We start from the raw sequence: 19296 nt of genomic DNA, 5'->3' as shown, positions 1-19296 counted from the left end.
CGTTACGCGTAGACCCCGGCGAGCCAGCGCGTCCAGTCCGCGCCGATCCGCTCGGCGTCGGCGCCCGGCGCGAAGTCGTGCACGCTCACGCCGACCGTCGCGCCGAAGTGGTTGCGGCCGAAGAAGCGGTACATCGCCTGGTCGGTGCGGAGCCCGATGAAGTACGGGTTGCGGAAGTCGAGCACGGCCTCCACCCGTCCCGCGCCCGGCAGTTCGACCTGTACGGTCGCGCCCTCGGCCGCGTCGTCCGCCAGCCCGAGCGCGCGGGCCGCCGTCTCGAAGGCGTCGGGCGCGCCGGACGCCTTCGGGCCTTCCGCGCCGCCGAAGACGGCGATGCGGCCGGTGAAGTACCGCAGGTACTCCCGCAGGGTGTGCATGTAGAAGTCGGTGTGCTTATTCGCGCCGTCGTACTGGTTGTCCCAGTCCTCGACGAGGATGCCGCTGTGCACGTACCGCACCCATGAACCGCCGCCCTCGCGGGGCTCGATGAGGTGGTCGACCTGGTTGAAGGTCTGCACCGAGATGCCCTCGGCGTCCTCGGTGCGCCCGGTCAGCCGGTGCGGCGGGTCCCACGCGACCACGGTCCCGCCGAACGGCGCCGCGCCGCCCTCCTTGGGCTCGTACTCCATGGGCCACAACCAGCCCCCGGTACCGGTGGTGATGGCGTCCCAGACCTGCGACGGGCTGGCGTCGACCTCGAATTCACGGACGATCTCGAAGTGCTTGGACATGGTTGTTCAGAGCTCCTTGCTCCAGGGGATACGTGGATGGGGGCCGTGCGGGTGCGGGAGGGCGGACGGGCCCTACGCCTTCCGCGGCGCGTAGACGACGTGGTGGACGCCGGACGCGAACATCTCGGAGGAGACGACGGTGAACGGGGTCTGCGGCAGGCCGTCCTGGAACAGCCGCTTGCCGCGGCCGACCACGATCGGGTGCACCAGCAGGTCGAACTCGTCCACCAGGCCCTGCCCGAGCAGCAACTGCACGAGCGTCGCGCTGCCCATCACGGTGATGTTCGCGCCGTCCCGCTGCTTCAGCTCGCGGACGGCGGCGGCCGGATCTCCGCTGAGGACGGTGGAGTTGTTCCATTCGGCCTTCTCCAGCGTGCTGGAGACGACGAATTTGGCGATGCCGTTCATGTGGTCGCCGCCGGGCTGGCCGGCCATCGCGGGCCAAGCGGCGGCGAAGCCGTCGTAGGTGGTGCGGCCGAGCAACAGGGCATCGGACGCGTCCATTTGGGCGGACACGGCACCGGCCATGTCGTCGTCGAAGTACGACCCGTGCCACTCGTGGGGCGCCTCCATGACTCCGTCGGCGGACAGGAACTCACTGACGACAAGCTTCCTCATGACGCTTCCTCAGGGGGTGTGGTGGGCCGGCCGACGGCCGGTTCGACAGCGGAGGCATCGGCGCCACCGCTCGTGACGGCGGGGGCCTCGGGGGTCTTCACCGTGGGGTGCAGGGCGACGACGATCCGGTGCGGACGCCCGCCCTCGGCCTCCTCGTCGTGGTACTTGGCGACCAGCGCGGCGATGCCGCGGGTCAGTTCGTCCACGAACGCCGCGCGGTCCGCCGCCGAGCCGAAGCGGACCTCGCCGTCGAGCGCGAAGGTCGCGATCCGCTGCCGTGCCCGGTCCGCGCCCGTGATCAGCGTGCCGACGTCCCGCACCAGCCGGGCGGCGACAGCCAGCAGCCAGCGCGCCGAGAGCTGGTCGCGGAAGCGGGCCGGATCGGGCTGCACGGCGGCCAGCGCCATCGGCGAGATCACGTACGAGGCCGCGGTCGCCCGCATCAGCCGCTCGGTGACATTGCCCTTCTTGCGCTCGCCCGACAGCTCGACCAGGCCGTGCTTCTCCAACGCCTTGAGGTGGTAGTTCACCTTCTGCCGCGGCAGCCCCACCCTCGCCGCGAGCATCGTCGCCGATGCCGGGCCAGCCGCCAGCTCGGCCAGCAGCCGGGACCGTATCGGGTCCAGCGACGTCGCCGCCGCTTCGGGGTTCTCGATCACGCTCACGTCCAACATGGCTTCAGCGTCTCACCGAAAACTTTTTTTGTCCAGACGCATTCTCTTGTCGGTGGGCAAGCGGCCTTCGGCGCGGGTATCGGTCGGGCTGATGCAGGCACTGGCCGGTCCCATGGGGGCAGGGCACTGCCCGGTCCCATGGGAGGCGCCGGACGGTCCCACCAGCGGCTCCGGCGCGCGGTGAAGGTCCGCGCGGTGCCGGTCCGCGCGGGGTCAGTGCCGCGCGGGATCAGTGCCGGGTGGGGTCAGTGCCGGGTGGGGGCGGCGTCGCGGAGTGCTTCGGCGACGACGGCTTCGAGGCGGGTGTGGTGGGCGCCGCGCCAGTAGACGCGGCCGCAGGAGGCGCACGCGGCGAAGACGTCGTAGGAGCGTTCGGTGCCGCCCTCCAGGCGGTCGCGGACGGACTCCTTGTCGGCGGGGGTCAGCAGGCCGTTGCAGGCGACGCAGCGGGTCCAGGGCGCGAGGTCGGGCGCGAACCGCTGGAGGATGTCGCGCAGTTGGTCGGCCGGGCGGTCGCTGTAGACGTACGCGCCCGCCCACAGTTCGCGGCGGCGCAGCAAGCCCCGGTCGCGCGTGAGCATGACCCTGCGGTCGCTCGCCGAGAGCGCGGCGAGCGCCGGGTCGCCGATGTCCTCGTTCTCGTACGCCGCGTCGACCCCGAGCAGCCGCAACCGCCGCGCCAGCGTGCCGAGATGGACGTCGAGCAGAAAGCGCAGCGGCGCGCCCGGCACCTCCTGCGGCCGTACGACCGCGTGGACCCGTACCGCCTCGCCCGGCGCCGGGACGTGCGCGTTCGGGACCGCGCGGCCGTCGACGGACAGCCCGCCGACCTCGGTGAGCGGCACGCCCAGCGACTCCACGACGTGCCCGAGCGACGACGTGCCGTCGGTGACCACGGTGCAGGGTTCCTCGCGGCGCCGGTCGGCGGCCACGAAGAGGTGCAGCTCAGCCGGGATACTGACGGTGATGTGCGGTCCGTTCACGGACTCAGCATGCCATCGCCCACCGGGCCCGGCCACGGAGTTCCGCGCCGCTCGTCAGTGACTTGGAGACGGTGGAGCCGGGGGTGTGACGCGCGCGCCGCGCCGCCGTGGCCTAGATGTCGTAGGTGACCGTCACCGGGGCGTGGTCGCTCCAGCGCTGGTCGTAGCTCGCGGCGCGCTCGACGACGGCGGTGGTGGCCGCGGCGGCGAGGGCTTCGGTGGCGACCTGGAGGTCGATGCGCCAGCCGGTGTTGTTGTCGAACGCCTGGCCGCGCATGGACCACCAGGAGTAGGGGCCCTCGACGTCGGGGTGGAGGCGGCGGACGACGTCGGTCCAGCCCGCGGGGCCGAAGAGTTCGGTCAGCCAGGCGCGTTCCTCGGGGAGGAAGCCGGCGGATTTGCGGTTGCCGCGCCAGTTCTTCAGATCCGCTTCCTGGTGCGCGATGTTCCAGTCGCCGCAGACCAGGGCATGGGTGCCGGTTTCGGCGGCGTGGTCGCGGAGCGCGCCGAGGTGGACGGCGAAGTCCTTCATGAAGCGCTCCTTCTCCGCCTGGCGCTCGGTGCCGACCTCGCCGGAGGGGAGGTAGAGGCTGCCGACGGTCAGACCGGGTCCGGTGCCGGGCAGGTCGACCTCCAGGTAGCGGCCGGCGGCGGCGAATTCGGTGGCGCCGAAGCCGACGCGGACGGCGCTGGGCTCCTCGCGGGTGTACAGCGAGACACCGGCCCGGCCCTTGGCGGAGGAGGGCGCGTGGAAGGCGTGCCAGCCCGCCGGGTCGCGCAGCTCGACGGTGAGCTGGTCGGGCTCCGCGCGGACCTCCTGGAGGCAGACCACGTCGGCTTCGGTCTCCTCCAGCCAGGTCAGGAAGCCTTTCTTGGCGGCGGCGCGGAGTCCGTTGACGTTCACGGTGGTGACGGTGGTCGACATGCGCTGGACGATACCGGGGCTGGTCGGCGGGACCGCTTCGGTATCCCCCGTCCGCACGTGCGTACGACCGCGCACGTACGATATCGGGCGTGGAGATCAGAACGACGCGTTACGACCACCCCGACGCGGTGAAGCTCAACGACCTGGTGCAGCAGGAGTACGTGGAGCGGTACGGCGACGGGGACTCGACCTTCATGGACGCGGCCCATTTCGACCCGCCGCGCGGGCTGTACCTGCTGGCCTACGACGAGGACGGGCACGCCGTGGCCAGTGGCGGCTGGCGCGCCCAGGACGACTCGCCCGACGGGCACGCGGACGGCGACGCGGAGATCAAGCGGATGTTCGTGGTGGCGCGGGCGCGCGGGCGCGGTCTCGCCCGCGCGATCCTGGCCGAGCTGGAGCGGACGGCCGCGGCGGCGGGCAGGACCCGGATGGTGCTGGAGACCGGTCAGCGGCAGCCGGAGGCCATCGCGCTGTACCGCTCGTGCGGCTACCTGCCGGTGCCGAAATTCGGCTACTACCGGCACGACGAGCTGAGCGTGTGCCTCGGCAAGCCGCTGGTCACGCCGCCGGGCCCGTAAGCCGCCGGTCCAAACCGCCGGTCCAAGCCGCTGATCGCACCGCACCCGCGCGTACCCCACGGATCGCGGCGCCCCGCACGAGGTCCCGGCGTCAGCGCCCGCCCCTGTTGCGGCCGCCGCGCCGCAGGTACATCCCGGCCAGCGCGCCGACGATGAAGCAGCCGAGCAGCGCCATCCACAGCGGCATCGTGACCTCGGGGATCAGCAGCCGGATCTTGACGTCGCGGGTGTTCTCGAAGATGAAGATCAGGGCGAGGACCGCGAGCACGGCCACGGTCACCCGGCCCGGGGTCACCAGCGAACCGAACCTGCTGTCGCTCGGCGGCTTCTCGGTGCTCACCACGCTCACCTGCTCCCGGTTCGGCGCTGTCCCCTTGCGTTCATGATCGGTGCGGGGGCGCCGGGGCGGGCTGCGGACTACTCCGAACGGGTGAGCGCGTCCGATGTGTGCGCCTGTGCGCTCACCTGCGTGCTCGCGTACGGGCTCCCCTGTGTGCTCGCCTGGGCGCTCGCCGCCAGCAGGCGCAGCGCCGCCTCGTCCGGGGTGCCGGGCGCCGCGCTGAACAGCAGCAGCCGGTGGCCCGAGCCGTCGCCGGTCCGCAGCATCTCGAAGGCGAGGTCGAAGCGGCCCACCACTGGGTGGTGGAAGGTCTTGGTGCCGGTGGTGCAGTTGCTGACCGGGTGGCGGGACCACAGGGCGGCGAATTCCGGACTCTTCATGGACAGCTCGCCGACGAGTTCGGCGAATCCGCGGTCGTCGGCCGCCTCGCCCACCGCCAGCCGCAGGGAGGCGACGGCGCGCCGGGCCTCCTCGTCCCAGTGCGGGTGCAGTTCCCTGGTGTGCGGGTCGAGGAAGAGCATCCGCTGGGCGTTGGGGCGGTCGGCCGGGCGGTCGGGCGCGTCGGGGTCGAGGTGGCCCGCGGTGAGGGCGTGGCCGAGCGCGTTCCAGGCCAGGACGTCGTAGCGGCGGCCCATCACGACGGCGGGCACCGCGTCCATGGCGGCGATGAGCTGCCGCGTGGCGGGCCGTACGGTCTCGGCCCGCTGCGGGGCGCGGCGTCCCGCGCGGCCGGGGCGCGCGAGGTGGCGCAGGTGGGCGCGCTCGTCGTCGGTGAGCCGCAGCGCGGTGGCGAGCGCGTCGAGCACGGCCTGCGAGGCGTTGGCGCTCTGGCCCTGTTCGAGCCGTGTGTAGTACGCGACGCTGACGCCCGCGAGCTGGGCCAGTTCCTCGCGACGCAGGCCCGGTACGCGGCGCCGGGCACCGTACGGGACGACGCCGACGTCCTCGGGGCGCAGCCGCGCCCGCCGGGTGCGGAGGAATTCGCCCAGTGCGGAGGGGGTGCGCGCGGTGCCGTCCATGCGTCCAGTCTGCCCCGGCGCCCGGCGCGGAGCCTGACCCTGCCGGTGGTAGGCACCGCCGAGGTACGTACGGCCCGCGTAGGCACCGCCCGCGTACGAAGAACGGGGGTCTGGGTACGGGCCGCGCCGCCGACGAGCCTTCCGTGGTGACCGCACCACCGCTATGGAGGGCCGCAGGATGACGCCACCGACACCGACACCAGCACCCACACCTACACCCGCACCCACGCCGGCATCCGCACCGGCACCCGCACCCACACCGGCATCCGCATCCGCACCGACGACGGGTGCGGGCCGCGCGGCCGGGACGGGGAGAGCGCGGACGGACGGGGCCGGGGCACCGGACACCGCCCCGAGGTCCGGCCCGCCGCCGATGAGCGCGCGGCAGCGCTGGACGCTGATGCTGCTGCTGGGCGCGCAGTTCATGATCGCGGTGGACTTCTCGATCCTGAACGTGGCGCTGCCGGTGGTCGGCCGCGGTCTCGGCTTCTCGCTGGCGAATCTCCAGTGGATCGCGACGGCGTTCGCGCTGGCCGCCGCCGGATTCACGCTGCTGTTCGGCCGGGTCGCGGACCTGTTCGGGCAGCGCCGGGTGTTCCTGGCCGGGATGGCGGTGCTCGGGGTGTCGTCGCTGGCGGGCGGGCTGGCGACGGATCCGGCGATGCTGCTGGCGGCGCGGGTCGCCCAGGGGCTCGCGACAGCGGCCGTGACCCCGGCCGGGATGGCGCTGCTGACCACGTCGTTCCCGCAGGGGCCGCTGCGGGACCGGGCGCTCGGTCTGAACGGGGCGCTGATGTCGGCCGGTTTCACGGCGGGCGCGGTGCTCGGCGGGGTGCTGACCGACCTGCTGAGCTGGCGCTGGGCGTTCTTCGTCAATGTGCCGGTGGCCGCCGTGGTGCTGCTCGCGGCGCCCGCGCTGATCGCCGAGAGCCGCCCCGCCGCGCGGCCCCGGCTCGACGTGCCCGGCGCGGTGACCGTCACCGGCGGGCTGCTCGCCGTCGTCTACGGCTTCACGTCGGCGGGCGAGCGCGGCTGGCTCTCCCCGGTGACGCTGACCGCCCTGCCGGTGGGCGCGGCGCTGCTGGCCGCCTTCGTCGCGGTGGAGCGGCGGGCCCCGGCGCCGCTGGTGCCGGTACGGTTCCTGCGCCGCCGGTCGGTGGTGTGGGGGAACGCGGCCGGGCTGATCGCCTTCGTGACGGAGACGTCGCTGGTCTTCCTGATGACGCTCTACCTCCAGAAGGTGCTGGGGTTCTCGGCGCTCGCGACCGGTCTCGCCTTCGGTGTGCTGGGGGCGGGCACCGTCGTGGGCGGGGTGCTCGGGGCGCGGGTGATCGGCCGGATCGGCACGCGGCCGACGCTGATCGTCGGCGGCGGGGTCCAGGCGGTCGCCACCGCGTCGCTGGTGCCGCTCGGGGAGGGCCGCGGATGGCTGGGGCTCCTGCTGGCGGCGACCTTCGTCGGCGGTGTCGGCAACATGCTGGCGATCGTCGGCTTCATGGTCACCGCGACGTCCGGGCTGCCGGACGAGGAGCAGGGTCTGGCCACCGGCCTCGCCACGATGACGCAGCAGATCGGCATCACGCTGGGCATCCCGGTGATGAGCGCGGTCGTCACCGCCCGCGCGGGCGCGGCCTCGTCGGCGGCGCCGCACGTACTCCTCGGCGGGATCTCGCTCGCCGTACTGGTCAACGCGGCCCTGGTGGCGGCGGGTGCGGTGGCCTCCGCGCTGTTCCTGCGGTCGCCGAAGGGGCGTGAACCCGTCCGCGCGCGGGGGTGACGGGGAGGGCGGGGCGCGGGGGCGCGCGGGGACACGGACGGGTGGCGGGGCACGGGGGCACGGGCAGAAACGGGTGACGGGGCACGGGGGCGGCGAAGGGTGACCAGGGCCGGCCGCGGGCCCCTGCCCCGTACGTCCGTCATGGACTCGCCCGCCGCGCCCCCTGCTGGCAGCATCGGACGCATGGACCACAGGCACCGCTCGGACCGCAGGGACGTCCTCACCGACCTCAGGGAACCGCCGGTGCTCGGGGCGGGCGACTACACCTTGCGCCCGTGGTCGATGGCCGACCTGCACACGGTGCGCGAGGCGTCGACGGACCCGCTGATTCCGCTGATCACGACCGTGCCGCCGGTCTACAGCGACGCCGAGGGGATCGCCTTCGTCGAGCGGCAGTGGGGACGGCCGGCGGCGGGCCGCTACCCGATGGTGATCGCGCGGGCGTCCGACGGGTGCGCGGTCGGCAACGTGGGGCTCGACATCATCAGCGCGGACCGCGCCACGGTCGGCTACTGGGTGCTCGCCTCGGCGCGCCGCGCGGGCGCCGCAGGTTCGGCGCTGAAGGCGATCACCGAGTGGGGCCTGCACGAACTGGGCATCGCACGGCTCGACTTGTACGCCGAGCCGTGGAACACCGGCTCGCTGCGCACCGCGGAGAGCGCCGGTTACCAGCGCGAGGGGCTGCTGCGCGACTGGGCGCGCGTCGGCGGGGAGTTGAAGGACGTGGTCATGTACGCAGCTCTTCGTACACCGCGATGACGCTGCGCGCCTGCTGCTCGACCTGGTCGGCGATCGGCACCCAGCGCGGCCGGTAGGCGCTCTCGTACGCCGCGCACCACTCGTCCACCAGGCGCGTGACGCGGGGGACGTCGGCGACGCGGCGGAGCATCGCGGCGGCGCGCAGCGGGACGCGCTGCGCGTAGACCTCGATGCTGGTGACGCGCGCGGTGGTCATCGGCGGTAGCGGGAGCGCGCCGGGCGGGCGCACGGCGGGGTCCCAGTCGGCGGACAGCCGGGGGCCGATGCCGACGAGTTCCTTGACGGTGCGCAGCATCGGGGAGTCCGCGCCGACCAGGCGCGGGTCGAGGTGGTCCAGGACCCGGGCGACGCGGGGCAGGTCGCGGCGGAGTGCCGCGCCCGCGACGCGCAGCGCGTGGTCGGGCGCGGGGTGCGGGGAGATGTCGGCGGTACGGTCGCAGGCCCACATGGGCACTTCGACGACGGCGGTGACACCGTCGTAGCGGCGGGCGTGCGCCCAGGTGGAGTTGGCGCCGTCGCCGACGGTCGCGGGGTCGCCGTCCGGCGGCATCACATAGACGCCGGGTCCCGGGCTCGGCCACTGGAAGGCGTCGGAGGACCCGCTCTCCAGCGGGATGTCCAGCTCGGCGGCCGACTTGCCGATCCGCGCGGGCACGCCGGGGATGTCGCTGGTGAGCTGCACGAAGCTGCCGCCCACGTCGATGCCGTGCAGCGAGCACTGCAACACCGGTCGCAGCGCGTCCAGTACGCCGAGCAGCGCGCGGGTCTCGGGGAGCGACGCGTCGGGGGCTCCCGGCGGCGGCAGCCATTCGGGCTGTTCCGCCGCGCACGGCCGGAAGAAGTGCTCGTAGTGGCCGCGCAGGGTGTAAGGCCCGCGCAGCCAGGGCTCGTTGAGCACCGCGCCGTCCGGGTCGATGCAGAGCAGGAAGTGCCAGGCGGTGCCGTCGCCGTGGCCGCCCTCGCGCTCGGCGGCGAGCTGGTACGCGAGCCGGAGCACCGTGGCACCGCCGACCGCCGCCTCGTTGGCGTGCGGTCCCGCCACCACGAGCGCGTTCCGCTCGCTCCCGCCCTCCGCCTGATCCACCGTCAGCATGAGCAGGGGCCGCCCGGCCCGCGACCGGCCGACCGCCCGCAGTCGGCACAGTCTCGGATATCGCAACGTCAACAGCCGTGCGCCCTGGATGACTTCGGCCGTCGTCGGATAGTGCTCTCTCGCCACCGCATTCCCCCAGAAGCCGAAGCGCGTACTGGCTGCGACTGCGTGACGACGTCGGGTACAGCCCCCACATGACCCCGTCCACCACGGCCGTCGGGCGGCTTCGGTGACGGCGGCACAGAGCGTGCGCGTATCGCGGGTGCCGAAGGGGCCACTGCTGAACGGCCGGGCAAGCACTAAGTACGACACGGCGGCGGCAGGGTGTCAACGGTGCTACCGCAGGTGTTCCGGCGCACAACGGCGCCCGTGACGATGATCAGTGCGGCGGCTCCGTACGCGGTTGCCTGGAGCACGTTTCCATGGGCACCGGCGCCCATCGCGTTCCCGGTGTAGAGGGCGAGTCCGGCCAGCGGTACGGCCAGCCACTCCCAGCGGCCGTCGAGCGCGACGAGGGCGACGACCGACAGCGCGTACCAGTAGTAGGAGGGTGAGGTCAGCAGCAGCGCGGTGCCGGTCACGAGCAGGGCCCCGCTCCACGGCCGGTTCCGGTCCCCACGCCGCAGTACGTACACCACCACCGCGAGGACGGCCGCGATCGCGGCCGGGCCCGCCGCACCGTCCGGCAGCACCAGCCGCAGCAGGGCGAAGCGCCGTACGCTGCCCGGCTCGTATCCCTCCTCCTGGAGGTACCCGGGCAGGTAGCCGAGCACCCCGCCGCCGGACGCGACGACGTACGGCAGATAGGCGAGAACGATTACGGCGACGGCGGGGAGCAGGACGCGGAGCGCCTCGCGCGGGGTGCGGCGGGCGAGCGCGCCGGGCACGGCGAGGCCGGGCAGCAGCTTCACCGCGACGGCGGCGCCCAGCAGCGCGCCGCGGCGCACGGGCCGCGCGGTCGCGCCGAGCGCGAGGACGGTCAGGAGCACGCCGAGGGTGTCGATGTGCGCGTCGTTGACAGCCGCCACGGGCACGATCGGGCACCACGCCCACAGGGCGGCGCGGCGGGGGTCGGCGTCGCGCCGCCGCAGCGCCAGGAGCAGCGCGCCCGTGGTCGCCGCGGCCAGCAGCGCGCCGCCGGCCTGCATCGGCTTGTACCGGGTGCCCGGCGGCGACAGCGCGTGCACGGCGAGGAACCAGCCCTCGGCGACGGGCGGGTAAATGGTGTGCACGGAGGGCCGGTTGATCCGCGTGCAGTCACCGGCGGTGGTGGGGATCTGCGTCCAGTCCGCGCAGTGGCCGTCGGCCTGGCGGGGGAAGAGCCATGGCTCCCGCAGCCGTTCGAGCTCCGGCGCGTTCGGCGGGTACGCGTACGGCGAGACACCCGACGCCTGCACCGCGCCGTCCCACGCGTAGCGGTACATGTCGTTGCTGGTGCGGGGGGCCGTGGCCAGGCCGGTCAGGGCGAGAGCGACGCCTCCGGCGGCGACGAGGACGGTCGCGGCGCGGCGCGGCACCTTGCGGAGCACGAGGAGGGCCGCCGCGAACAGGGCCCACGCGGCGGCGTACCAGTACGGCAGGCGGTCCGGACGGCCTTCGGTGCCGCCGACGGCGAGGGTCGCCGCGACGACGGCGACGAGCGCGGTGAGGAGCAGGGCGACGAGAGCGGTCGCCGGTCGGCCGCGGCGCGGGGGCGCGGTGTCGGCGCCGCTTGGGCGGGTGGTGCCGGCGGCGGCCCGGCGGGGGGCGGCGAGGAGCGAGGTACGGATTCCCACAGGTCACACGCTCGCATCCGGTCGTGGCGAGCGGGAGCCGAACCGCTGCGACGTACGCGTTCCGTAAGGAGTCGCGCGCTCCTGCGGGGGCCTCGGCGGGGGTGAGATGGCCTCATGACCGATACACCTCCTCCACCTCCCGCACGGCCCGCCCCGCGGGCCCCGAAGCCTCACGCTCGGCCCGCGGGGGTGCTGTTTCCGGCGTGGGCGCGGGTGGGGCCGCTGCGGGAGGGCGCGTTCAGGGGGCGGCTGCACGACGCGCGTACGGCGGTGTCGCTGGGGCGGGTGCTGGGGGCGGCGCTGGTCGTCTGCTTCGTGACCGGGCTGGTCAGCCACTACTTGCAGCAGCCGCCGAGCTGGGCGGTGAACCACCTTCCCAGCCGCCCGAGTTGGGGCTACCGGCTGACCCAGGGCACGCATGTGGCGACCGGCATCGCCGCGATCCCGCTGGTGCTGGCGAAGCTGTGGACGGTCTATCCGCGGCTGTTCGCCTGGCCGCCGCTGCGATCCGTACTGCACGGCCTCGAGCGGCTGTCGATCCTGGTCCTGGTCGCGGCGACGCTGCTGCAACTGGTCACCGGCCTGCTCAACACCGTGCAGTGGTACCCCTGGCCGTGGAATTTCCGTCCGGCCCACTGGGCGCTGGCGTGGGTCGTGGTGGGCGCGCTGGCGCTGCACATCGCGGTGAAGGCGCCGGAGATCGCGGCGCACTGGTGGCGCCGCTCACCGGGCACGCTGCGGCTGCCCGCCGCCGACGGCCGGGACCGGCGGGCCTTCCTGGCCACGGTGGGCGCGGCGGTCGGCGCCGTGACGGTGACGACCGTCGGGCAGAGCCTCACCCCGCTCAAGGACCTCGACCTGCTGGCCCCGCGCCACCCCGACCACGGCCCGCAGCACCTGCCGGTGAACCGTACGGCCGCCGCCGCGGGCATCACGGCGGCGCGCCTGGCCGACTGGCGTCTGTCCGTACGCGGCCCGCGCCCGTACGAACTGACGCTGCCTCAACTGCGCGCGCTGCCACAGCGTTCCGTGGTGCTGCCGATCGCCTGCGTCGAGGGCTGGAGCAAGAACGCGCACTGGTCGGGCATCCGGATCCGCGACCTCCTGGACCGCGCGGGCGCTCCGTACCACGCGCGGGTCCGCGTCGTCTCGCTCCAACAGCACGGCGCCTACGCCGTGATGGAGATGGGCGACCTCTACGCCCGGGACCCGCTGACCCTGTTGGCGCTGTCCCTGAACGGCGACGTCCTCTCCCCCGACCACGGCTTCCCCGCCCGGATCATCGCCCCCAACCGGCCGGGCGTCCTCCAGACCAAATGGGTCACCCGTCTCGAGGTGCTGACATGAGACGCCCCACCGCCGTACGCCCGGCGACCCTCCTGCGGTACGGCGTCGGCGCCGTCGGCCTCGCCGGTATGGCCTTCGGCGCGACGCTGCTTCTGACGGACCCTCATATCTCGGACTGGCCCGCGGTGGTGGAGTGGCTCGTGGGCGCCGTCGTGCTCCACGACGGTGTCCTGGTCCCCGCCGTCCTCGCTCTCGGCGCCCTGGCCGCGACCCGCCCCGGCCTCCGTCCGCGGTGGCCCTTCGTCGTCGCGGGCAGCCTCGTCCTGATCGCCCTGCCCGTGCTCCTGCGCCCGCGCCCGACCGCCAACCCGTCCGTCCTCCCCCTGGACTATCCGCGCGGCCTCGCGATCGCGGTGGGTACGGTCCTGGCCCTCGCCCTGTGCGGGGCGGTCGGCCGCCGGGGGTGGGCGCGGCGGCGCGAACTGGGGCGGAGGGTACGCGGTGCGGGTCCACGGCTGAGAGCGGCCGGGAGGGCGGGGGTGGCCGCGGTGGGACGCACGGCGCGCGGGCGGCGCCGCTGACCTCGTGTTCCGGCCCCGGGACCGCGCCTTCGAGCGGCCCGGCCCCGGGGAGTCCAGGATGGGGGCATGACGGTATTCCCCGATGTCCCCGGCGTCTGGCACGGACGGTCCGGTTTCCGGCTCATGCCCACCGACCCCTTCCACGAGGCCCCCGCCGGCGCCCGGGTCGTCCTCGGCGCCGCCGGTCACCTGGCCTGCGTCACCTACACCTGGCAGCACCCGGACGACGGACCGCAGGACGGCATGCTCACCGTCGGCGCGACCGACGAGAACACCCGGCTCACCGCGCTGTGGGCGGACTCCTGGCACCAGCAGCCTGCCCCGCTGCTGATGCACGGCACGCCCGGACCGCACGGCATCGACGTCGAGGGCGAGTACGCCGAGGGGTGGATCTGGCGCATCGCGGTCGACGCGGGTGAGCCCGGCACGCTGCGGATCCGTATGGACAACGACATCCCGTCCGGCCGCTACCGGGTCATGGAGGCCACGCTGACGCCGAGTTGACGTACCGGGCTCCGTGTCGGGACGCCGCTGCGCGAGCCGTCACCCTCCTACCGCACGCTGACCAGAGCGGCGAAGCGGCGGCCCGACGTCGACCACTCCTCCGCCACCGACCAGCCGGTGGCGCGCGCGGCGGCGCGCAGCGCGAGGGGGCCCAGGCGGGCCCACGGGAAGTCGCGGCCCTGCCGTCCGTGGGCGTCCTCGACGCGTACGGTCACCCGCTCGTCCACTTCGTGCGGCGCGGCCTCGGCGAGCAACCGGCCCCCGGGGGCGAGGAGTTCACGGACGCGCGCGAGGAGGGTGTGCGGGTCGCCGCCGATGCCGATGTTGCCGTCGGCGAGCAGCGCGGTGCCCCAACGGCCCTCCGCGGGAAGGCGGTCGAAGACCGAGCGGCACAGGACCGCGCCGCCCGCGCCCTTGGTGCGGGCCACGGCGGCGGGGCTCACGTCGAGCCCGAGGACCGGCACCCCGTACCCGGCGACGGCGGCCACCAGCCGCCCGGGACCGCAGCCGATGTCCAGCACCGGGCCACGGCAACGGCGCAGCATCGTACGGTCGGCGGCGTCCGGCGGCGCGCACCAGCGCTCGACCTCGAGCGGCAGCAGCCAGCCGTCCTCCCGCCGCAGGAACAGCGGCCCGCGCCCGCTGACCAGGGCGCGCGCGTACGGATCGCCGCCCCAGGTGGTCGCGGTGGCGGACCGCGCGACGGGTACGGAGGTGGTCACCGGGCGGCACCAGCGGGGGCTGGAGCGGCGGGCGCGGCGGCGGTGGCGGCGGGACGGCTCATGGGGGCGAGGCGGCGCCAGGCCGCGGCGAAGTGCGTGGCCGGTGCCAGGGCGGCGACGTCGGCGGCGTCGGACGGGGTGTCGACGTCCCGCAGCAAGGGGAGGTCGTGGACGCGGAGTCCGGCGGAGGTGAGGCGGGCACGCTGGACGGCGCCCGTGTGCGGGGTGGACATGGGGACGCCGAGGAGGAGGTCGGGGCGGGCGGGTTCGGCGAGGCCGAGCGCCCAGAAGCCGCCGTCGGCGGCGGGTCCGAAGACGGCGTCGCGGGTGTCCCACGCGTCCGGCCGCAGCGCGGACTCCAGCAGGGCGGCGGTGAGTTGGGGGGTGTCCATGCCGACCAGCAGCGCGGGTCCCTTGCACAGGGCGAAGGCCCCGGCCAGCCGTTCGTCCAGGCCGCTGCCGGTCTGCGGTGCGACCTCGTAGCCGTCCGGCAGCCACGGTCCCGCAGCGCCGTCCAGGACCAACACCCGTCGGCTCACGGGGAGTTCGAGGCCCGCGGCCAGAGTGTCCCGGAGCGCCGCCTCGGCCAGGACGGCGGCCTCGGCGGCCGTGCAGTACGGCGTCAGACGGGTCTTGACGCGCCCGGCCACCGGCGACTTGGCGATCACCAGCAGCGTCGTCGCGGCCTTCATCGGGCACCCGCCGTAACCGTCGAGTCGGTGCCCGCGGTGGCGTGACCGGCCGACTCGCTGCCGACCGTCGCGTTCCCGGCCATCTCGGTACCGGCTCTCCCGTCACCGGCCATCTCGGTACCGGCTCTCCCGTCACCGGCCATCTCGCCACCGGCTCTCCCGTCACCGGCTCTTTCGTTCAGCACCGCCGTCATGTCGCGGACCGCGTGCCAGGTGCCGCGCCAGGTGCCGGTGACCTTGGAGCGGCCGGTGCGCGGCGCGTACGGGACGGGGGTCTCGCGAATCCGCCAGTCCGCGTCGGCGGCGCGGACCACCATCTGGAGCGGGTAGCCGGAGCGGCGGTCGGTGAGGGCGAGCGCGAGCAGGTCCTCGCGGCGGGCGGCCCGCATCGGGCCGAGGTCGTGCAGGCGCAGACCGGTGCGGCGGCGCAGCAGCCGGGCGAGCTGGAGGTTGGCCAGCCGGGCGTGCGGCGGCCAGGCGCGGAAGGTGGTGGGGCGGCGGCGGCCGAGCACCAGGTCGGCGGCGCCGTCCAGCACCGGCCCCGCAACGGTCGGCAGCAGCGCCGGGTCGAGGGAGCCGTCGCAGTCGCAGAAGCAGACGACGTCGGCGGTCGCGGCGAGCAGTCCGGCGTGGCAGGCGGCGCCGAAGCCGCGTACGGGCGCGTGCACGACGTACGCGCCGTGTTCCGCCGCGATCCGGGCGGAGCCGTCCGTGGAGCCGTTGTCCACGACGATCGCGCGCCAGCCGGGCGGGACGCGGTCCAGCACCCAGGGCAGGGCGGCGGCCTCGTCGAGGCACGGCAGGACGACGTCCGCGACGGCGGGGGGACGGGGGCCGGGGCGGGAGCCGGCACGGACATCGGGGCGGGCGTCCGGGCGGAGGTCGGCCGGGACGGCGGACCGGACGTCACCGGGGACGCCGGGGACGCCGGGGACGCCGGGGACGCCGGCCACGGTGGGCGATGGCTTGGTCACACGGATCACCCTACGGAGACGCAAGGGACATAACGGACCCGCGATCCTTACGAAACACGGACGGCACCGCTCCCCGGCCTCCGGCCCGGCGTCACTGTCCGTGGCGGGTGTCAGACTCGACAGCATGACCAGCCCCACCGTGCCCGCCGCCCCGGCCCCGCGCCGCCGGGTCCTCGTCGTGGACGACGACCCGACCGTCGCCGAGGTCGTCGCGGGCTACCTCGACCGGGCGGGCTTCGCCGTCGAGCGCGTCGCCGACGGCCCCTCCGCCGTCGCCCGCGCCGCCGCCCTCCGGCCCGATCTGGTCGTCCTCGACCTCATGCTGCCCGGCATGGACGGCCTCGAGGTCTGCCGCCGTATCCGCGAGAACGGACCCGTGCCGGTCGTCATGCTCACCGCCCGTGGCGACGAGGACGACCGCATCCTCGGGCTCGAAGTCGGCGCGGACGACTACGTGACCAAGCCGTTCAGCCCTCGCGAGCTGGTGCTCCGCGTCGAGTCCGTCCTGCGCCGCGCGGGCAGCCCGCCCGACCCCGCCTCCGCCCCCGGCGCGTGGCTGCGCTCCGGCTCCCTCGCCCTCGACCCGGCCGCCCGCCGCGCCACCCGCCACGGCGCCGAACTCCCCCTCACCATCCGCGAATTCGACCTCCTCGCCTTCTTCCTCCACCACCCGGGCCGCGTCCTCGGCCGCGAGGAACTCATGCGCCGCGTCTGGGGCTGGGAATTCGGCGACCTCTCCACCGTGACCGTCCACGTCCGCCGCCTCCGCGAGAAGATCGAGGCCGACCCCGCCCGGCCCCGCCTGATCACCACCGTCTGGGGCGTCGGCTACCGCTTCGACCCGTCCGACGACCCGGCGGACGACCCCACGGACGACCCGGTGGGCGACCGGGACATGGGCGCGGCCCCGGCATCGGGCGGGGGACACGATGCGTGACGTGGTGCTCATCGCCGCCTACGCGGCGGCCGGGGCGGGGGCGGCCGGGGTGCTCGGAGCGGTCGCGCTGCGGCTGCTGCGGCACCGGTCGGTGGCGTTGTCGCTCGCCGTGGTCGCCGTCGTGACGGTGGCGGCGATGCTCGCGGGGACGCTGTCGGTGGCGTGGGCGATGTTCCTGTCGCAGCACGACCTGGGTGTGGTCACAACGGTGTGCGGGATGGCGGCCGTGGTGTCGCTGGGCGTCACGCTGCTGTTGGGGCGGCGGGTCGTGGCGGGCAGCCGCGCGCTGGCCGCCGCCACGCGGGCCTTCGGCGACGGCGACGCCTTCGCCGCTCCCGCGCACGCGCCCACGGCCGAACTCGCCGAACTCGGCCGCGAGTTGGCCGTCACCAGCGCCAAGCTGGCCGACTCGCGCCAGCGCGAGCGCGCCCTTGAGGCGTCGCGCCGCGAGCTGGTCGCGTGGATCTCGCACGACCTGCGGACGCCGCTCGCCGGGCTGCGGGCGATGACCGAGGCGCTGGAGGACGGCATAGCGGAGGACCCGGCCCGCTACCACAAGCAGATACGGGCCGAGGTCGACCGGCTCAGCGGCATGGTCGGCGACCTCTTCGAACTCTCCCGCATCCAGGCGGGCGTTCTCGCCCTCTCCCCCACCCGCATGTCGATGTACGACCTCGTCGGCGACGCCATAGCGGGTGCCAATCCGCTGGCGCGCGAGCACGGTGTACGGCTGGTCGGCGACGGGGTCGAGCCGGTGCCGGTGGAGGTCGACGGCCGTGAGATGACGCGGGTCCTGGCCAACCTCCTGGCCAACGCCATCCACCGCACCCCCGCGGACGGCACCGTCGCCGTTTCCGCTCGGCGCGACGCCGCTTCCGGCTCCGTCGTGCTCTCCGTCACCGACGGCTGCGGCGGCATCCCCGCCGATGACCTTCCCCGCGTCTTCGACACCGGGTGGCGCGGGACCGGGGCGCGGACGCCTCCGGCGGGGGCGGGGCTCGGGCTCGCCATCGTCCGTGGCATCGTCGAGGCCCACCATGGGCGTGCCGCCGTGCACAACGTCCCCGGCGGCTGCCGCTTCGACGTCGTCCTCCCCGCCGCCCCCCTCTAACGGGCGGCACCCCGTGCCTTCAGGGGCAGGGGGCAAGTCGGTCGTCCCCGGACCGCCGGCCGGTGGTGGGTTGCTCGCGCAGTTCCCGCGCGCTCGGGGGCGCAGCCGCCTGCGGGGTGGGGGGGTTCCTGGCCGGCTAGGCCGACGGGCGTTGGGGGGCGTGGGCGAAATCGGTGACGCCCTGGGTGAAGGGGACGCGGGGGGACCAGGCGAGTTCGTGGTGGGCGCGGGCCGCGGAGGCCGTGACGTGGCGGACGTCGCCGAGCCGGTACGCCCCGGTGACGCGGGGCGCGGGCCCCCCGGTGACGGCGGACAGCACGGTGGCCATCTCGCCGACGGTCCGCGGCGTCCCGGTGGCGATGTTGTAGGGGCGCAGGCCGCCGGGCGGCCGGTCGCCGAGCCGGGCGAGGGCGGCGACATTGGCGGCGGCCACATCGGCGACGTGGATGAAGTCCCGGCGTTGGCGGCCGTCTTCGAAGACGGCGGGGGCCTCGCCGCGGGCGAGGGCGGAGCGGAAGAGGGCGGCGACACCGGCGTAGGGGGTGTCACGGGGCATGCCGGGCCCGTAGACGTTGTGGTAGCGCAGGGAGACGGCCCGGCCGTCGGCGGCGCGGGCCCAGGCGGCGGCGAGGTGTTCCTGGGCGAGCTTGGTGGCGGCGTAGACGTTGCGGGGGTCGGCGGGCGCGTCCTCGTCGACGAGGCCGGGCGCGAGCGGTTCGCCGCAGCGGGGGCACGGCGGTTCGAAGCGGCCCGCGTCGAGATCGGCGACCCGCCGCGGCCCCGGCCGTACGACGCCGTGCCGCGCGCACTCGTAACGTCCTTCGCCGTAGACGACCATCGACCCGGCGAGGACGAGCGACCGTACGCCCGCGTCGGCCATGGCGGCGAGCAGCACGGCGGTGCCGAGGTCGTTGCAGCTCACGTAGTCGGGGGCGTCGGCGAAGTCCTTGCCGAGGCCGACCATGGCGGCCTGGTGGCAGACCGCGTCGGCGCCGCGCAGGGCCTCCTCGACGGCGGCCCGGTCGCGGACGTCGCCGTGCCGCCATTCGACGCCGTCGGGCACGGGCGGCGGGGCCCGGTGGGCGGCGGGCAGCAGCGCGTCGAGGACCCGTACCCGGTGTCCGGCGGTGCGCAGCGCGGTGACGATGTGCGAGCCGATGAAGCCCGCGCCTCCCGTGACAAGTACCAGCATGGGCCCGACCGTACGGTCCCG

The 19296-nt window shown here is 74.7% G+C and carries 21 protein-coding genes; 8 read left to right on the top strand and 13 right to left on the bottom strand.

Features of this window, described 5'->3' with window-relative positions; genetic code table 11:
• Window positions 1–2: 2 nt before the first annotated feature.
• From ACFY9V_RS29535 to ACFY9V_RS29515, 5 genes are all read right to left on the bottom strand, one after another.
• Window positions 3–731, bottom strand: a complete 729-nt coding sequence (locus ACFY9V_RS29535; RefSeq protein ID WP_355339231.1) for an SRPBCC domain-containing protein — start codon at window positions 729–731, stop codon at window positions 3–5.
• 72 nt (window positions 732–803) lie between these two features.
• The gene (locus ACFY9V_RS29530) at window positions 804–1349 is read right to left on the bottom strand and encodes a dihydrofolate reductase family protein (protein WP_391163682.1); all 546 of its coding nucleotides are present in this window, start codon (window positions 1347–1349) and stop codon (window positions 804–806) included.
• A complete protein-coding gene (locus tag ACFY9V_RS29525) occupies window positions 1346–2023 on the bottom strand; it encodes a helix-turn-helix domain-containing protein (RefSeq protein WP_391163680.1) in 678 nt (225 codons plus the stop codon). Before ACFY9V_RS29525 ends, ACFY9V_RS29530 begins: the two co-directional genes overlap by 4 nt.
• A 245-nt stretch (window positions 2024–2268) precedes the next feature.
• Window positions 2269–3006, bottom strand: coding sequence for a Mut7-C RNAse domain-containing protein (locus ACFY9V_RS29520; RefSeq protein ID WP_391163678.1), 738 nt, complete (start codon window positions 3004–3006; stop codon window positions 2269–2271).
• A gap of 112 nt (window positions 3007–3118) precedes the next feature.
• Entirely contained in the window at window positions 3119–3931 is an 813-nt protein-coding gene (locus ACFY9V_RS29515) for an exodeoxyribonuclease III (RefSeq protein ID WP_391163676.1), read from the bottom strand.
• Between the two features lie 89 nt (window positions 3932–4020).
• Between ACFY9V_RS29515 and ACFY9V_RS29510 the strand changes: the two genes are divergently transcribed.
• Window positions 4021–4512 (top strand): GNAT family N-acetyltransferase, encoded by a 492-nt coding sequence (locus tag ACFY9V_RS29510; protein WP_391163674.1) that lies wholly within the window; start codon window positions 4021–4023, stop codon window positions 4510–4512.
• Between the two features lie 91 nt (window positions 4513–4603).
• On the opposite strand, the gene ACFY9V_RS29505 is transcribed toward ACFY9V_RS29510, so the two are convergent.
• Both ACFY9V_RS29505 and ACFY9V_RS29500 read right to left on the bottom strand, forming a co-directional pair.
• Window positions 4604–4861 (bottom strand): lipopolysaccharide assembly protein LapA domain-containing protein, encoded by a 258-nt coding sequence (locus tag ACFY9V_RS29505; protein ID WP_391049575.1) that lies wholly within the window; start codon window positions 4859–4861, stop codon window positions 4604–4606.
• A gap of 68 nt (window positions 4862–4929) precedes the next feature.
• Window positions 4930–5871, bottom strand: coding sequence for a helix-turn-helix domain-containing protein (locus ACFY9V_RS29500; RefSeq protein ID WP_391163672.1), 942 nt, complete (start codon window positions 5869–5871; stop codon window positions 4930–4932).
• A gap of 373 nt (window positions 5872–6244) precedes the next feature.
• Here ACFY9V_RS29500 and ACFY9V_RS29495 point away from each other — a divergent pair, with 373 nt between their 5' ends.
• Together ACFY9V_RS29495 and ACFY9V_RS29490 are read left to right on the top strand one after the other, a co-directional pair.
• Window positions 6245–7648 carry an MFS transporter gene (locus ACFY9V_RS29495; RefSeq protein ID WP_391163670.1) on the top strand — a complete coding sequence of 468 codons (1404 nt, stop codon included), beginning with the start codon at window positions 6245–6247 and terminating at the stop codon, window positions 7646–7648.
• Window positions 7649–7831: 183 nt separating this feature from the next.
• Complete coding sequence (locus tag ACFY9V_RS29490) at window positions 7832–8407, top strand: GNAT family protein (protein ID WP_355339208.1); 576 nt, start codon at window positions 7832–7834, stop codon at window positions 8405–8407.
• On the opposite strand, the gene ACFY9V_RS29485 is transcribed toward ACFY9V_RS29490, so the two are convergent.
• On the bottom strand, window positions 8376–9626 hold the full coding sequence (locus tag ACFY9V_RS29485) for a M14 family zinc carboxypeptidase (RefSeq protein ID WP_391163668.1): 1251 nt from the start codon (window positions 9624–9626) through the stop codon (window positions 8376–8378). The two genes, ACFY9V_RS29490 and ACFY9V_RS29485, sit on opposite strands and share 32 nt — an antisense overlap.
• A 173-nt stretch (window positions 9627–9799) precedes the next feature.
• Window positions 9800–11275: a glycosyltransferase 87 family protein gene (locus ACFY9V_RS29480; protein WP_391163665.1), complete on the bottom strand. Its 1476-nt coding sequence runs from the start codon at window positions 11273–11275 to the stop codon at window positions 9800–9802.
• A gap of 189 nt (window positions 11276–11464) precedes the next feature.
• Between ACFY9V_RS29480 and ACFY9V_RS29475 the strand changes: the two genes are divergently transcribed.
• The 3 genes from ACFY9V_RS29475 to ACFY9V_RS29465 all read left to right on the top strand — a co-directional run bounded on the left by ACFY9V_RS29475 (window position 11465) and on the right by ACFY9V_RS29465 (window position 13647).
• Complete coding sequence (locus tag ACFY9V_RS29475) at window positions 11465–12622, top strand: molybdopterin-dependent oxidoreductase (RefSeq protein WP_391163663.1); 1158 nt, start codon at window positions 11465–11467, stop codon at window positions 12620–12622.
• Window positions 12619–13143 (top strand): hypothetical protein, encoded by a 525-nt coding sequence (locus ACFY9V_RS29470; RefSeq protein ID WP_391163661.1) that lies wholly within the window; start codon window positions 12619–12621, stop codon window positions 13141–13143. Before ACFY9V_RS29475 ends, ACFY9V_RS29470 begins: the two co-directional genes overlap by 4 nt.
• Window positions 13144–13209: 66 nt before the next feature.
• Window positions 13210–13647, top strand: a complete 438-nt coding sequence (locus tag ACFY9V_RS29465; RefSeq protein WP_391163659.1) for a hypothetical protein — start codon at window positions 13210–13212, stop codon at window positions 13645–13647.
• Window positions 13648–13694: 47 nt separating this feature from the next.
• Here the strand turns inward: ACFY9V_RS29465 and ACFY9V_RS29460 are convergent, their stop codons facing one another.
• Genes ACFY9V_RS29460 through ACFY9V_RS29450 form a run of 3 tightly spaced genes read right to left on the bottom strand, consistent with a single transcriptional unit; the run spans window position 13695 to window position 15864 of the window.
• Window positions 13695–14369: a class I SAM-dependent methyltransferase gene (locus ACFY9V_RS29460; protein ID WP_355339190.1), complete on the bottom strand. Its 675-nt coding sequence runs from the start codon at window positions 14367–14369 to the stop codon at window positions 13695–13697.
• A complete protein-coding gene (locus ACFY9V_RS29455; protein ID WP_391163657.1) occupies window positions 14366–15061 on the bottom strand; it encodes a DUF2064 domain-containing protein in 696 nt (231 codons plus the stop codon). The genes ACFY9V_RS29460 and ACFY9V_RS29455 overlap by 4 nt, the downstream gene beginning before the upstream one ends.
• On the bottom strand, window positions 15058–15864 hold the full coding sequence (locus ACFY9V_RS29450; protein WP_391163769.1) for a glycosyltransferase: 807 nt from the start codon (window positions 15862–15864) through the stop codon (window positions 15058–15060). The genes ACFY9V_RS29455 and ACFY9V_RS29450 overlap by 4 nt, the downstream gene beginning before the upstream one ends.
• Before the next feature lie 295 nt (window positions 15865–16159).
• Between ACFY9V_RS29450 and ACFY9V_RS29445 the strand changes: the two genes are divergently transcribed.
• On the top strand, window positions 16160–16972 hold the full coding sequence (locus ACFY9V_RS29445) for a response regulator (protein WP_391163655.1): 813 nt from the start codon (window positions 16160–16162) through the stop codon (window positions 16970–16972).
• Complete coding sequence (locus tag ACFY9V_RS29440) at window positions 16965–18083, top strand: HAMP domain-containing sensor histidine kinase (RefSeq protein ID WP_355339181.1); 1119 nt, start codon at window positions 16965–16967, stop codon at window positions 18081–18083. Before ACFY9V_RS29445 ends, ACFY9V_RS29440 begins: the two co-directional genes overlap by 8 nt.
• Before the next feature lie 136 nt (window positions 18084–18219).
• On the opposite strand, the gene ACFY9V_RS29435 is transcribed toward ACFY9V_RS29440, so the two are convergent.
• Complete coding sequence (locus tag ACFY9V_RS29435) at window positions 18220–19275, bottom strand: NAD-dependent epimerase/dehydratase family protein (protein ID WP_391163653.1); 1056 nt, start codon at window positions 19273–19275, stop codon at window positions 18220–18222.
• Between the last annotated feature and the right edge of the window lie 21 nt (window positions 19276–19296).

It is taken from the genome of Streptomyces sp. NPDC008317 (genome assembly GCF_042955955.1).
Lineage (GTDB): Bacteria > Actinomycetota > Actinomycetes > Streptomycetales > Streptomycetaceae > Actinacidiphila.
This window is presented reverse-complemented; position numbering and strand designations above follow the sequence as displayed.